Here is a 12,132-nt window from a genome sequence, read left to right as displayed (position 1 = left end):
GGCGGGGTCAGCCGCCGAGGCGGTTCTTGACGCGAGCGCTGACTGCGCCGAGGTCGGCCCGCCCCTGGAGCTTCTCTTTGAGAGATCCCATGACGCGGCCCATGTCCTTGATCGATGCGGCCCCTGAGTTGTTGATGGCCTCTTCGATCAGGGCGTCGATCTCTTCATCGCTGGCCGCTTGGGGAAGGAACTCGGAGAGGATCTCGATCTCTCGTTCCTCGGCCTCGGCCCGGGCGGTCTGGCCGGCGTCGCGGTACTGCTCCGCGGACTCCCGCCGCTGCTTGACCGCCTTGGCCAGGACATCGATGGCCGCGCTGTCGTCGGTGGCGAGGTCACAGCGCTCGTCCACCTCACGCTGCTTGAGTGCCGCGCTCGCCGAGCGCAGGACCGCCAATCGCTCCTTGTCGCCGGACCGCATGGCGGATTTCACTGCCTCGAGCACGGTTTCCTTGACGCTGCTGGGTGGGGCCATCGGTTCCTGGGTCCGGGGGTCAGTAGGGCCGCTGGCGCCGCTGCTGCTCGCGGTTGAGCCGCTTCATGTGCCGCTTGACGGCGGCGGCCTGCTTGCGCTTACGCACCTGCGTGGGCTTTTCGTAGTACTCGCGCCGGCGGATCTCGGACAGCACGCCCGCCTTCTCGCAGGAACGCTTGAAGCGGCGCAGGGCCACCTCGAATGGCTCGTTTTCGCGGACTTTCACAATCGGCATGCGCTCGTCGACCCCTTCGTCGTTGTCCATGGCAAATGATTATCCGGGCATTTCAGCCCAAAGATAAACGAGCAGTCTAGTTGCCATGAGGGGGGTATTTCAACCTCGCCGTCGGCGTTTTTTCGGGTAGGGGCAACTGCCATCGGGCTGCGTGTTGAAGCGCTTGTAGGTCCACTGGTACTGCGCCGGAGCGATGCGCACGCACTGCTCGACTCCCCGGTTGATCGCCGCCGTGGCCGCGGTCGGGTCGCGGTCGGCGACGTCTGGGTCGGCGGGCAGGAAGTGCAGATCGTAGCCGCGACCGGCGGGGAGTCGCTCGGCGAACGCGAATAGTGGCACGGCGCCGGAGCGCTGGGCGATGCGCCCGGCCAGGGTCATGGTCTTGGCGGGGACCCCGAAAAACGGCGCGAAGGGTTCACTGCCGTCCGGCTCCTGGTCGGGCAGGATGCCGACCACCTCCCGGCGGGCGAGGGCGCGCAGTACGCCGCGCACGCCCTGGGGGCCGGCGGGGAGCAGGCGGGCTCCGTTGCGCGAGCGCCCGGCGAGCAGGATGGGTTCCAGAGCGGGCTGGCGGGGGGGGCGGTACAGGGCCGTGAGCGGTTGTCGCGCAGCCACCCAGAGGTTGAGCAGTTCCCAGCAGCCGATATGGGGGGCGAGCAGGAGCACGCCCCGACCTTCATCCAGGGCCTGGTCGAAGTGGGTTCGGCCGTGGACCTGGCGCACCCAGCCGACCACCCGTTCAGGCGGGCGCTTAAAGATCGGCGCGATCTCCAGCGCGGTCTTGCACGTCTCCTGCAGGGCGTTGCGAACCAGGCGGCGCCGCGCGCCCGCGGCCAGATCCGGGAAGCAGAGGCGCAGGTTGATCTCGGCGACCTGCCGCGTCCGATTGGGCAGGTAGGCCAGGGTGGTGCCGACCGCCGCACCGACGGCGTGCAGCACGGGCAGGGGCAGTCGGGCCAGGACGGAGAGGGTCCATTCCAGGCTGCGTGGTGGGGCTGGCTCTTCGGTCATGGCGATAGCTAACCTGTTCCCGGGGCGGCAAGGCAACCCGGGCGGTGGTGTTCGGGGGCAGGCTCGCTACACTTTCCCGGTGGGGTGCCATGCGCGCCCGGGGCGAGCCTTTACCCATGTGGCCGTGCCCGGAGTTCTTCGTGAGGACATACAGGAGAGGATTCCAATGAGCGGTAACCAACCGATGGAAGAAATGGTCCGGAACTGGACCGAGATGCAGCAGCGCATGTGGGATACGTGGCTGCAGACGGTGCGTGGCATGCAGATGCCCACCGGGGTGTCCCAGGGCGATGAGTGGCAGCGCCACTATCAGCAGAACCTGGAGGCCTGGGAGAAGGCGGTCCGCGAGGCCCTCGACGCCCAGGTGCAGTGGGCGCAGAAGTGGGCACAGCAGGCCGGTGCCGGAGAGCATGCCAGCGAGGGGATGCAGGAGGCGGTTAAGCAGACCCAGGAGATGATGAAGTCCTGGACCGAGGCGCAGAGCAAGCTCTGGAACGCCTGGTTCGACAGCGTGAAGAACATGGATCCGTCCCGCATGGCGGAGCAGTGGGACTCGGAGGGCCAGCGCGTGCTCCAGGCCTGGCAGGATGCGACCAAGCGGGCTCAGGAGGCGATGCAGGAGCTATCCGGAACCGCGACGTCGGGGGCTACCGGCTCGCAGAAATCCTCTGCAGGGCGCAGCACCTCTGGCGGCAGCAAGAAGGCCTGATCGGACGAAAAAAAAAGCCGACGCATCCTGCGTCGGCTTGAACCCGCTTCCCTCGGGCTAATGGGCGGGGGCCTTACTCTTCCTTGAGCGGTCCCTGAAGGCCGAGCGATCCATCGCCCCACCCAGGCTCCCGCACAATCGACTGGGCTCTTCCGTTAAGCCTCAGGAGTTCGACTGCCGGTAGCCGTGGTCTACAATGCCCCAGCGCCCGTAGCAGGGAAATCAGGGGCAGCCGCAGTGCGTGTAAGACAAATCTGACATCGTCGGCGATGATCACCGTTATTCAGCGTTCAGGAAGGGCCCGGGTTTGGGTCGAGGGCGAGGTTGTCGGGCAGATCGGGCACGGGCTGGTCGCCCTGGTCTGTGCCGTGCGCGGGGATGGCCCGCAACAGGCCCGGCGCCTGGCCGAGCGGGTGCTGGGCTACCGGGTGTTTCCGGATGACGCCGGGCGCATGAACGCCTCCGCCCTCGATCGGGCCTGCGGTGTGCTAGCTGTGCCGCAGTTCACCCTGGCCGCGGATACACGCAAGGGCATGCGGCCGAGCTTCGGACCCGCTGCCGACCCCCAGACCGGTCAGGACCTGTTCGGTATCTTTCTGGATGCTCTGCACGCCCGGGCGACGGGGCCGGTGGCCGCCGGGGTCTTTGGCGCGGACATGCAGGTTGAGCTGGTCAATGACGGGCCGGTGACCTTCTGGCTGGAGGCGCCGCCGGGGCCGGCCGGCGCCGTGTGATATCCTCGTTCGCCCGTCGGGCGTCAGGCCCGGATCGATTCCAACTGCGAGGGCGTTACGGCCATGGCCAAGCGAACGGCAGAAGTCGAGCGCACCACCGGCGAGACCGCCGTGCGGGTGCGGGTGGATCTCGACGGCGAGGGGAGCGCAGAACTCGACTGCGGGGTTCCCTTCTTCGAGCATATGCTCGCCCAGGTGGCCCGTCACGGCGGCTTGGATCTGCACGTCCAGGCCAAGGGGGACACCTGGATCGATGACCACCACACCGTGGAGGACGTGGGCATCGCGCTCGGGCAGGCGCTGGCTCGTGCGTGGGGCGACAAGGCCGGGCTGACCCGCTACGGGTACGCCTATGTGCCCCTGGACGAGGCGCTATCGCGTGCCGTGCTCGACCTCTCCGGCCGGCCCGGGCTCGTCTATGAGGCCGAGTTCCCGCGGGCGCTGATCGGACGCTTTGATACCGAACTCGTCGAGGAGTTCTTCCGGGCCCTGACCAGCCACGCTGCGGTGACCGCGCACCTGGACGTGCTGCGCGGACGCAATGCTCACCACATGGTCGAATGCCTTTTTAAGGCCTTCGGGCGCGCGCTGCGCCAGGCCGTCAGCCTGGATGAGCGCGCCGCGGGTCGGATCCCTTCCACCAAGGGGGCCCTCTAGCCATGAGCCGGGTGGCCATCGTTGACTACGGTATGGGCAACCTGCGCTCGGTCTACCGGGCCCTGGCCCACGCCGCCGGTGACGAGTCGGGTCTCGAGGTGACCGCCGACCCCGCCCGGGTCCGGGATGCCAAGCGTGTTGTACTCCCGGGCGTCGGCGCCATCGGCGACTGCATGACCGAACTCGACCGCCTCGGGCTGACCGCTGCCCTAATCGAGGCCGCGCAAAGCCGTCCCTTCCTCGGTATCTGCCTGGGGATGCAGGCGCTGCTGACCCACAGCGAGGAGAGCGGCGGGGTGGACGGCCTGGGTGTGCTGCCCGGACGTGCCGTACGATTCCCAGACGGCGAGCGCGACGGCCGCGGGCGGCCGCTGAAGGTGCCGCACATGGGCTGGAGCCGGGTGCACCGGCCTTGCCGGCACCCGCTGTGGGCCGGCATCGAGGACGGGACTTGGTTCTATTTCGTGCACAGCTACTACGTCGTGGCCGACGATCCGGGCATCATCGTCGGCCAGGCCGAGCACGGGTGCCGTTTCGCCGCCGCCGTGGCGGACGGGCCCTGCTTCGCCGTGCAATTCCATCCGGAGAAGAGCCAGGACGCGGGCCTGCGCCTCTACCGCAACTTCCTCGACTGGGACGGGAGCTGGACGTGATCGTAATCCCCGCCATCGATCTCAAGAACGGCCACTGTGTGCGGCTGCGCCAGGGCCGGATGGACGACGAGACCATCTTCGACGCCGACCCCGTGGCAGTGGCCGGGCGCTGGGTGGCGGCCGGCGCCAGGCGCCTCCACCTGGTCGACCTCGACGGCGCGGTGCAGGGCCGGCCTGCCCACGAGGAGACGATCCACGCGATCGCCCGCGCCTACCCCGATACGCCGCTGCAGATCGGCGGCGGCATCCGCAGCCGGGATACGGCCCTGCGCTACCTGGACGCCGGCGTGGGTTACGTCATTGTCGGCACCCGTGCCGTGCGCGAGCCGGCTTTCGTGGAGGAGCTCTGCCGCGAGATCCCCGGGCGGGTGTGCGTGGGGCTGGATGCGCGGGGCGGGTACGTCGCCACCGATGGCTGGGAACAGACCTCCGAGGTGGCCGCCGTCGACCTCGCTCGCCGGTTCGAGGACGCCGGCGTGGCGGCGTTGATCTTCACGGACATCGGCCGGGACGGGATGATGCAGGGCTGCAACGTCGAGGCCACCCGCGAGCTGGCCCGGGCCGTTTTCATCCCGGTGATCGCATCCGGCGGTGTCAGCAGCCTCGAGGACGTGCGCAGCCTGGCCGCGAGCCCGGAGGGCATCGCCGGGGCCATCGTGGGGCGGGCCATCTACGACGGCGGCCTTGACCTGGCCGCCGCTATCCGCACGGCGCGGGAGGCCGGCGATGACCGCTAAGCGCATTATCCCTTGCCTGGATGTGGATGGCGGCCGGGTGGTCAAGGGCGTCCGTTTCGTGGACATTCGCGACGCTGGCGACCCCGTGGAGATCGCCCGGCGCTACGACGCCATGGGGGCTGACGAGCTGACCTTCCTGGATATCACCGCCAGCCACGAGGAGCGCGATACCATCTACGATGTGGTGGAGGCGGTGGCCGGGCAGGTCTTTATCCCGTTGACCGTCGGTGGCGGCGTGCGCACCGTGGCCGACGTGCGCCGCCTGCTCAATGCCGGCGCCGACAAGGTGGCCATCAACACCGCGGCGGTTCACCGCCCGGAGTTCGTCCGCGAGGCCGCCGAACGCTTCGGCTCGCAGTGCATCGTGGTGGCGGTGGACGCCAAGCAGGTTGAGGAGGATCCGCCGCGCTGGGAGGTCTTCACCCACGGCGGGCGCAATCCCACCGGGCTCGAGGTCATCAGCTGGTGCCAGCGCCTGGTGGCGCTGGGAGCCGGCGAGATCCTGCTGACCAGCATGGACCGAGACGGCACAAGGGCCGGTTTCGATCTCGGCCTGACCCGCGCCGTCGCCGATGCGGTGACCGTGCCGGTGATCGCCTCCGGCGGCGTGGGGGATCTGGAACATCTGGCCGATGGGGTCGACGAGGGGGGAGCCGATGCCGTTCTGGCGGCGAGCATTTTCCACTTCGGCGACCACACCGTCGGCGAGGCCAAGGCGTACATGGCGGAACGCGGTATCGAGGTCCGACAATGAGCGAAGCCGGAACCGGGCGGTCGGCGGCCGACACCCTGCGCGAGCTGGCCGAGACCATCGAGCGGCGCCGCGGTGCATCGCCGGATGCCTCCTATGTGGCGCGGCTTCACCACAAAGGCTTGGACGCCATCCTCAAGAAGGTTGGCGAGGAGGCGACCGAGACGGTGATCGCCGCCAAGGGCGGCGAGCGGGAACAGATCGTTTATGAGACCGCCGATCTGTGGTTCCATACTCTCGTCATGCTCTCCGCCAGTGGGGTGTCGGTGGATGAGGTGCTGGCGGAGCTGGAGCGACGGGTGGGCCGTTCGGGCCTGGACGAGAAAGCGGCCCGCGGCGAGTGAGCAACGCATAACGGAAGGCGCCGCACGGCGTCGGAGGGTGAGGAGATGGGATTCAATATCTGGTCGCTGCTGATCATTCTGCTGATCGTGGCGCTGCTGTTCGGCACCAAGAAGCTGCGCAATATCGGCGGGGACCTTGGTGGTGCCATCCGCGGCTTCAAGGAGTCGATGCGGGAGGGCGAAGAGGAAGAGGCGCAGAAGCGCGCCGATGGGGAGTCGTCGGAGGAGCCCGAGCCGCTGGAGCACCAGGGCGACCCCGCCTCCGAGCAGGGCCACGCCCGGGAGAGCAGTGCCACCCGCCAGAGTGCCGAGCAGCACGACCGTAGCGCCTCCTGAGAGGCGCCGGCGCGCCTCCGGTACGGCCCTGACGCAGGATCGCCATGTTCGACCTCGGCTTCTGGGAAGTTCTGATCATCTGCCTGATCGGCTTGCTGGTGCTCGGCCCCGAGCGCATGGCTCGTACTGTGCGCGTGCTCGGCCGATGGGCCGGGAAGGCGCGCTCTTCGTTCAACGCCACGCGCCGCGAGGTCGAGCGCGAGCTGCGGGTCGAGGAGATTCGCAAGGCGGGCGAGTCGGTTCGGCGCGATGTCGAGCAGACCCGCCGCGCCTTCACGGGGGCTGAGGAGGACGTCGAGCGGGAGACCCGGGAGGCCCGGCGCGCCGCCCGGCTCCGCAGGGCCGAGGAATCCGAGGGCGGTAAGCCGCGCGGCGCCGACAAGGAGCAGGACCAGTGAGTGCCGGCGAGCCCGACGAGAAAGAGGGGGGTGACGAGAAGCTTCAGGAGGCACCGCTGCTTAGCCACCTGAAGGAGTTCCGCGACCGCCTGCTGCGCATCGTCGTGGTGGTCCTGGGGGCGTTCCTGCTCCTCTACCCCTTCCGGGACACACTCTACCGCTGGATCTCCGGGCCGCTTCAGGAAGTCCTGCCCGAGGGCACCTCGATGATTGCTATCAAGGTGGCCTCGCCGTTTCTGATTCCCATGAAGCTGGCCCTGGTGGCGGCCATCTTCATCACCATCCCCTACATCCTCTACCAGCTCTGGGCCTTCGTGGCGCCGGGGCTGTATCGCCACGAGCGGCGGATGATCTGGCCGTTGCTGATCTCCAGCACCGGGCTGTTCTATCTCGGGGCGGCCTTCGCCTACTTCGTGGTCTTCCCGATCGCCTTCCGCTTCTTTGCACTGGTCTCCCCGGAAGGCGTGCAGATGATGACGGATATCGGCGAATACCTGTCGTTCGTGCTGACCCTGTTCTTCGCCTTCGGTGCGGCCTTTCAGGTGCCGATCGCGACCATCCTTCTGGTGCGCAGTGGCATCTCCACCCGGGAGAGCCTGGCGGCCAAGCGCCCCTACGTGATTGTCGGTGCCTTCGTGGTGGGTATGATGCTCACCCCGCCCGATGTGCTCTCGCAGGTGCTGCTGGCCGTGCCGGTGTGGTTGCTCTACGAGATCGGCATCCTGCTCGCCGGACGGACGCAGCCCGCCGAGGCCGCCTCACCGGACGGCGGCGGAGGCGATCACGGTTAGCGGTGGCGCCCGGGGTGCGCCGGCCCGCCGGGGCCGCCGCGCCCCGGGCGCACGGGTTCTCTCCGTTCGCTCCGAGCCTTAGAGTGGTGGCATGACTGATCGCGGCCTTTTCGAACACCTTCGCAACACCTCCTACCTGCACGGGGCCAATGCGGCCTTCATCGAGGACCTGTACGAGACGTACCTGGCCGATCCGAGCCGCGTGGACCCGGAGTGGCGCGCCTACTTCCACAGCCTGACCCGGGAGTCCGGCACCGGTGAGGACATCCCGCACAGCCCCATCCGGGCCCGCTTTGAGCAGCACGCGCGGGACAATGGCGGCACTCCGGCGCGGGCCTCCGGCGCTGTCCAGGGCGGGCTGAGCGCCGAGGCGGCCGAGAAGCAGGCGGCGGTGCTGCGGCTGATCAACTCCTACCGTTTTCGGGGTCACCAGGCGGCGGATATCGACCCCCTGGACCTGCGCCCGAAACCGCCGGTGCCGGATCTCGATCCGGCCTTCCACGGCCTGTCGCCGGCGGAGCTGGACCAAACGTTCAACACCGGGTCCCTCTACGCGCCGACGCAGATGACGCTGCGCGAGATCATCGCTCAGCTCGAGGAGGTCTATTGCGGGTCCGTCGGTTCGGAGTACATGCACATCACGGATACGGTGCAGAAGCGCTGGATCCAGGAGCGGCTCGAAGGGACCGGTTGCCGTCCGCGGCTGAGCGCCGCGCGCAAGAAAGAGATCCTCGAGCGCCTGACTGCGGCCGAGGGTATCGAGAAGTACCTGCATTCCAAGTACGTGGGCCAGAAGCGGTTCTCCCTGGAGGGTGGGGACTCGCTGATCCCCCTGCTCCACGACCTGATCCAGGGCGCCGGACGCGAGGGCGTCAAGGAGATGGTGCTGGGCATGGCCCACCGGGGCCGGCTCAACGTGCTGATTAACATCATGGGCAAGGACCCGGGCGACCTGTTCGCCGAGTTTGAGGGCCATCAACCCGACGGGCTGCAGGGCTCCGGCGACGTCAAGTACCACATGGGCTTCTCGTCGGACATCCAGACCCCGGGCGGTCCCATGCACGTGGCTCTGGCCTTTAATCCGTCGCACCTGGAGATCGTCAACCCGGTGGTCGAGGGCTCCTGCCGCGGGCGCATGCGCCGGCGTCGCGATCCCCAGGGCGAGCAGGTCCTGCCCCTGCTCATCCACGGTGACGCCGCCTTCGCCGGGCAGGGCGTGGTCATGGAGACCTTCCAGCTCTCCCAGGCCCGCGGTTTCTATACCGGGGGTACGGTGCACGTGGTGGTCAACAACCAGATAGGCTTCACCACCTCGCACCCGCAAGACACGCGCTCGAGCCACTACTGCACCGAAGTGGCGAAGATCGTTCAGGCGCCGATCTTCCACGTCAACGGCGATGACCCCGAGGCGGTAGCCTTCACCACGGCCCTGGCCCTGGATTACCGCAACACCTTCCACCGCGATGTGGTCATCGATCTGATCTGCTACCGCCGCCACGGCCACAACGAGGCCGACGAGCCGGCGGCCACGCAGCCGATGATGTACCAGAAGATCCGCAACCAGCCGACGGTACGCCAGCGTTACGCCGAGCGGTTGGTGCAGGAAGGCATCCTCGGGCCGCGGGAGTCCGAGGAGATGGTCGCTGCCTACCGCGAGGCCCTTGAAAACCGGGAGGTGGTGGCGTCGAACATCCTCACCGGCGTGCGCAACGACTACGCCGCGAACTGGACCCGGTTCGTCGGCGGCGAGTGGAATGAGCCGGTGGAGACCGCCGTGGACAAGGAGCGCCTGCGCGGGCTGCAGCAGATTCTCGACGCCCTGCCCGACGGCTTCGAACTCAATCCGCGGGTGGCCTCCATCATGGAGAGCCGGCGCAAAATGGTCGCCGGTGCGCTGCCGCTGGACTGGGGCTTTGCCGAGACCATGGCCTACGCCACGCTGCTGCAGGACGGCTACCGCGTGCGTCTGACCGGCCAGGACTCCGGCCGGGGGACCTTCTTCCACCGCCACGCCGTGCTGCACAACGCCCGTGACGGCTCCAACTTCGTGCCGCTGCAGGACGTGACCACCGAGCCCCAGGACTTCGTGGTCATCGACTCGCTCCTCTCCGAGGAGGCCGTGCTCGGCTTCGAGTACGGCTACGCCACCACCGAGCCGGATACCCTGACCATCTGGGAGGCGCAGTTCGGTGACTTCGCCAACGGCGCGCAGGTGGTCATCGACCAGTTCATCGCCGCGGCCGAGGCCAAGTGGGGCCGGCTGTCGGGTCTGACCATGTTCCTGCCCCACGGCTACGAGGGGCAGGGCCCCGAGCACTCCTCCGCTCGGCTGGAGCGCTACCTGCAACTGTGTGCCGAGAACAACATGCAGGTCTGCGTGCCCTCGACGCCGGCGCAGTTCTTCCACATGCTGCGCCGGCAGATGCTGCGCCGCTACCGCAAGCCACTGGTGGTGCTGACGCCGAAAAGCCTGCTTCGGCACAAGCTCTCCACCTCCGGGCTTGACGACCTGACCGGCGGCCACTTCCACAACATCATCGATGAGGTGGACGGGCTCGATCCCGCTGCCTGCCGCCGGGTGGTGCTGTGCGCCGGCAAGGTCTACTACGACCTGCTCGAGGCCCGCCGGCGGGAGGCCCGCAATGACATCGCCATCATCCGGGTCGAACAGCTCTACCCGTTCCCGGAGAAGGCGCTGCGCCGGCTGCTGACCGAGCGCTACGCGGCCGCCACCGAGGTGGTCTGGTGCCAGGAGGAGCCGAAGAACCAGGGCGCCTGGTACTCCACCAACCACCACCTCTACAACTGCATGGGGCCGGATCAGCGGCTGCGCTACGCCGGGCGCTCGGCGGCGGCATCGCCGGCGGTCGGCTACCCCAAGCGCCACCACGAGCAGCAGCGGGCGCTGGTCGAGGATGCCCTTGGCTAGGCGGCACGCGGCGATCGAGCCCGGACGAGAACACCAGAGAAGGGGACCTGCATGAGCGTCGAGATCAAGGTGCCAGCGCTGCCCGAGTCCGTCAGCGAGGCGACGGTGGTGGCCTGGCATAAGCAGCCCGGCGAGGCGGTGAGCCAGGACGAGAACCTGGTCGATCTGGAGACGGATAAGGTGGTGCTGGAGGTCCCGGCGCCCGCCGACGGTGTGCTGCAGGGGATCGACCGTGCGGTGGGCGATACGGTCACCCCGGACGATATCCTCGGGCACGTCGAGGCGGGTGCCGCAGCCGCCACCGATGACCCCCCGGCCGCCGAGACCGCCGCGGCGGCCGCGGCCGGCGGACAGGCGTCGGACGACGCCGAGCCGGCCCCCCAGGGCGGGGAGGACACGGCCCCCGAGGCGCCCGTCGCGGCCGCGGACGCGGAGGCGGCACCGGCGGCGAGCCTGGACGGGCTCAGCCCGGCGGTGCGCCGTCTGGTCCGCGAGCACGGCCTGGATCCTGCCCGGATCGAGTCCTCCAGTGGCGACGGTCGCCTGACCAAGGAAGACGTGCTCCGCCATCTGGAGCGTCGGGCCGAGGCCGAGGCAGCGCCCACCGCGGTTACAGCACCGCAGAGCGCCCCCGCCGCCGAGGCCGCCCCGCTGGGCGACCGACCCGAGCAGCGGGTGCCCATGACCCGGCTGCGCCAGCGCATCGCCGAGCGTTTGGTCGAGGCGCAGCAGACCGCGGCCATGCTCACCACCTTCAACGAGGTGGACATGCAGCCGGTGATGGATCTGCGCGCCCGTTACCGCGAGCGTTTCGAAAAGGCCCACGACGTGCGCTTAGGCTTCATGTCGTTCTTCGTCAAGGCGGCGGTCGAGGCCCTCAAGCGCTATCCGGCGGTCAACGCCTCGATCGACGGCAATGACATCATCTACCACGGCTATTACGACATCGGCATCGCCGTCTCCTCGCCGCGGGGGCTGGTGGTGCCGGTGCTGCGCGACGCCGACCGCCTCTCCTTCGCCGAGATCGAGTCACAGATCAACGAGCTCGGCAAGCGTGCCCAGCAGGGCAAGCTGAGCATGGACGAGCTTACCGGCGGTACCTTCACCATCACCAACGGCGGGATCTTCGGGTCGCTGCTCTCCACGCCCATCCTCAACCCGCCTCAGAGCGGCATCCTGGGGATGCACAAGATCCAGGAACGACCGGTGGTCGAGGACGGTGAGATCGTGGTCCGGCCGATGATGTACCTGGCCCACACCTACGACCACCGCATCATCGACGGCCGCGAGGCGGTGCAGTTCCTAGTGGCCGTCAAGGACTGCATCGAGGATCCCGCCCGGCTGCTGCTCGAAATCTAGCGGCGCGGGCCCAGGA

The 12,132-nt window shown here is 68.5% G+C and carries 15 protein-coding genes; 12 read left to right on the top strand and 3 right to left on the bottom strand.

The features are described from left to right. Positions 1 to 7: 7 nt before the first annotated feature. From LRG07_RS05835 to LRG07_RS05825, 3 genes are all read right to left on the bottom strand, one after another. Entirely contained in the window at positions 8 to 472 is a 465-nt protein-coding gene (locus LRG07_RS05835) for a GatB/YqeY domain-containing protein (RefSeq protein ID WP_238641966.1), read from the bottom strand. A 19-nt stretch (positions 473 to 491) separates the two neighbouring features. After that, a complete protein-coding gene (gene rpsU / locus LRG07_RS05830; RefSeq protein WP_011813897.1) occupies positions 492 to 707 on the bottom strand; it encodes a 30S ribosomal protein S21 in 216 nt (71 codons plus the stop codon). 99 nt (positions 708 to 806) lie between these two features. After that, positions 807 to 1,718: a lysophospholipid acyltransferase family protein gene (locus LRG07_RS05825; RefSeq protein WP_238641965.1), complete on the bottom strand. Its 912-nt coding sequence runs from the start codon at positions 1,716 to 1,718 to the stop codon at positions 807 to 809. A gap of 166 nt (positions 1,719 to 1,884) precedes the next feature. Here LRG07_RS05825 and LRG07_RS05820 point away from each other — a divergent pair, with 166 nt between their 5' ends. From LRG07_RS05820 to odhB, 12 genes are all read left to right on the top strand, one after another. After that, a complete protein-coding gene (locus LRG07_RS05820; protein ID WP_238641964.1) occupies positions 1,885 to 2,427 on the top strand; it encodes a hypothetical protein in 543 nt (180 codons plus the stop codon). Positions 2,428 to 2,696: 269 nt separating this feature from the next. Then, on the top strand, positions 2,697 to 3,161 hold the full coding sequence (gene dtd / locus LRG07_RS05815; protein ID WP_201169987.1) for a D-aminoacyl-tRNA deacylase: 465 nt from the start codon (positions 2,697 to 2,699) through the stop codon (positions 3,159 to 3,161). A 63-nt stretch (positions 3,162 to 3,224) separates the two neighbouring features. Beyond that, on the top strand, positions 3,225 to 3,818 hold the full coding sequence (gene hisB, locus LRG07_RS05810) for an imidazoleglycerol-phosphate dehydratase HisB (RefSeq protein ID WP_201169986.1): 594 nt from the start codon (positions 3,225 to 3,227) through the stop codon (positions 3,816 to 3,818). Between the two features lie 2 nt (positions 3,819 to 3,820). Then, positions 3,821 to 4,471, top strand: coding sequence for an imidazole glycerol phosphate synthase subunit HisH (hisH, locus tag LRG07_RS05805; RefSeq protein WP_238641963.1), 651 nt, complete (start codon positions 3,821 to 3,823; stop codon positions 4,469 to 4,471). Then, positions 4,468 to 5,208, top strand: a complete 741-nt coding sequence (gene hisA / locus LRG07_RS05800) for a 1-(5-phosphoribosyl)-5-[(5-phosphoribosylamino)methylideneamino]imidazole-4-carboxamide isomerase (protein ID WP_238641962.1) — start codon at positions 4,468 to 4,470, stop codon at positions 5,206 to 5,208. The genes hisH and hisA overlap by 4 nt, the downstream gene beginning before the upstream one ends. After that, a complete protein-coding gene (gene hisF / locus LRG07_RS05795) occupies positions 5,198 to 5,962 on the top strand; it encodes an imidazole glycerol phosphate synthase subunit HisF (protein ID WP_201169980.1) in 765 nt (254 codons plus the stop codon). The genes hisA and hisF overlap by 11 nt, the downstream gene beginning before the upstream one ends. Beyond that, a complete protein-coding gene (locus LRG07_RS05790) occupies positions 5,959 to 6,303 on the top strand; it encodes a phosphoribosyl-ATP diphosphatase (RefSeq protein WP_201169978.1) in 345 nt (114 codons plus the stop codon). Before hisF ends, LRG07_RS05790 begins: the two co-directional genes overlap by 4 nt. A gap of 45 nt (positions 6,304 to 6,348) precedes the next feature. Further along, positions 6,349 to 6,639 (top strand): Sec-independent protein translocase subunit TatA, encoded by a 291-nt coding sequence (gene tatA, locus LRG07_RS05785; protein ID WP_201169976.1) that lies wholly within the window; start codon positions 6,349 to 6,351, stop codon positions 6,637 to 6,639. A gap of 44 nt (positions 6,640 to 6,683) precedes the next feature. Further along, the gene (tatB, locus tag LRG07_RS05780; protein ID WP_201241765.1) at positions 6,684 to 7,037 is read left to right on the top strand and encodes a Sec-independent protein translocase protein TatB; all 354 of its coding nucleotides are present in this window, start codon (positions 6,684 to 6,686) and stop codon (positions 7,035 to 7,037) included. Beyond that, positions 7,034 to 7,828 carry a twin-arginine translocase subunit TatC gene (tatC, locus tag LRG07_RS05775; RefSeq protein WP_201169972.1) on the top strand — a complete coding sequence of 265 codons (795 nt, stop codon included), beginning with the start codon at positions 7,034 to 7,036 and terminating at the stop codon, positions 7,826 to 7,828. The genes tatB and tatC overlap by 4 nt, the downstream gene beginning before the upstream one ends. A gap of 91 nt (positions 7,829 to 7,919) precedes the next feature. After that, positions 7,920 to 10,757: a 2-oxoglutarate dehydrogenase E1 component gene (locus tag LRG07_RS05770; protein WP_238641961.1), complete on the top strand. Its 2,838-nt coding sequence runs from the start codon at positions 7,920 to 7,922 to the stop codon at positions 10,755 to 10,757. A 51-nt stretch (positions 10,758 to 10,808) separates the two neighbouring features. Further along, positions 10,809 to 12,116, top strand: a complete 1,308-nt coding sequence (odhB, locus tag LRG07_RS05765) for a 2-oxoglutarate dehydrogenase complex dihydrolipoyllysine-residue succinyltransferase (protein WP_238634684.1) — start codon at positions 10,809 to 10,811, stop codon at positions 12,114 to 12,116. Positions 12,117 to 12,132: the final 16 nt, after the last annotated feature.

This window comes from Halorhodospira sp. 9622 (assembly GCF_022228025.1).
Lineage (GTDB): Bacteria > Pseudomonadota > Gammaproteobacteria > Nitrococcales > Halorhodospiraceae > Halorhodospira > Halorhodospira halophila_A.
This window is presented reverse-complemented; position numbering and strand designations above follow the sequence as displayed.

Coding starts and splice junctions, on each gene's coding strand:
- dtd (WP_201169987.1), top strand. CDS start 2,697: ATGATCACCGTTATTCAGCGTTCAGGAAGGGCCCGGGTTTGGGTCGAG.
- hisH (WP_238641963.1), top strand. CDS start 3,821: ATGAGCCGGGTGGCCATCGTTGACTACGGTATGGGCAACCTGCGCTCG.
- odhB (WP_238634684.1), top strand. CDS start 10,809: ATGAGCGTCGAGATCAAGGTGCCAGCGCTGCCCGAGTCCGTCAGCGAG.
- hisF (WP_201169980.1), top strand. CDS start 5,198: ATGACCGCTAAGCGCATTATCCCTTGCCTGGATGTGGATGGCGGCCGG.
- LRG07_RS05790 (WP_201169978.1), top strand. CDS start 5,959: ATGAGCGAAGCCGGAACCGGGCGGTCGGCGGCCGACACCCTGCGCGAG.
- tatB (WP_201241765.1), top strand. CDS start 6,684: ATGTTCGACCTCGGCTTCTGGGAAGTTCTGATCATCTGCCTGATCGGC.
- tatA (WP_201169976.1), top strand. CDS start 6,349: ATGGGATTCAATATCTGGTCGCTGCTGATCATTCTGCTGATCGTGGCG.
- hisB (WP_201169986.1), top strand. CDS start 3,225: ATGGCCAAGCGAACGGCAGAAGTCGAGCGCACCACCGGCGAGACCGCC.
- rpsU (WP_011813897.1), bottom strand. CDS start 707: ATGCCGATTGTGAAAGTCCGCGAAAACGAGCCATTCGAGGTGGCCCTG.
- LRG07_RS05835 (WP_238641966.1), bottom strand. CDS start 472: ATGGCCCCACCCAGCAGCGTCAAGGAAACCGTGCTCGAGGCAGTGAAA.
- LRG07_RS05825 (WP_238641965.1), bottom strand. CDS start 1,718: ATGACCGAAGAGCCAGCCCCACCACGCAGCCTGGAATGGACCCTCTCC.
- LRG07_RS05770 (WP_238641961.1), top strand. CDS start 7,920: ATGACTGATCGCGGCCTTTTCGAACACCTTCGCAACACCTCCTACCTG.
- LRG07_RS05820 (WP_238641964.1), top strand. CDS start 1,885: ATGAGCGGTAACCAACCGATGGAAGAAATGGTCCGGAACTGGACCGAG.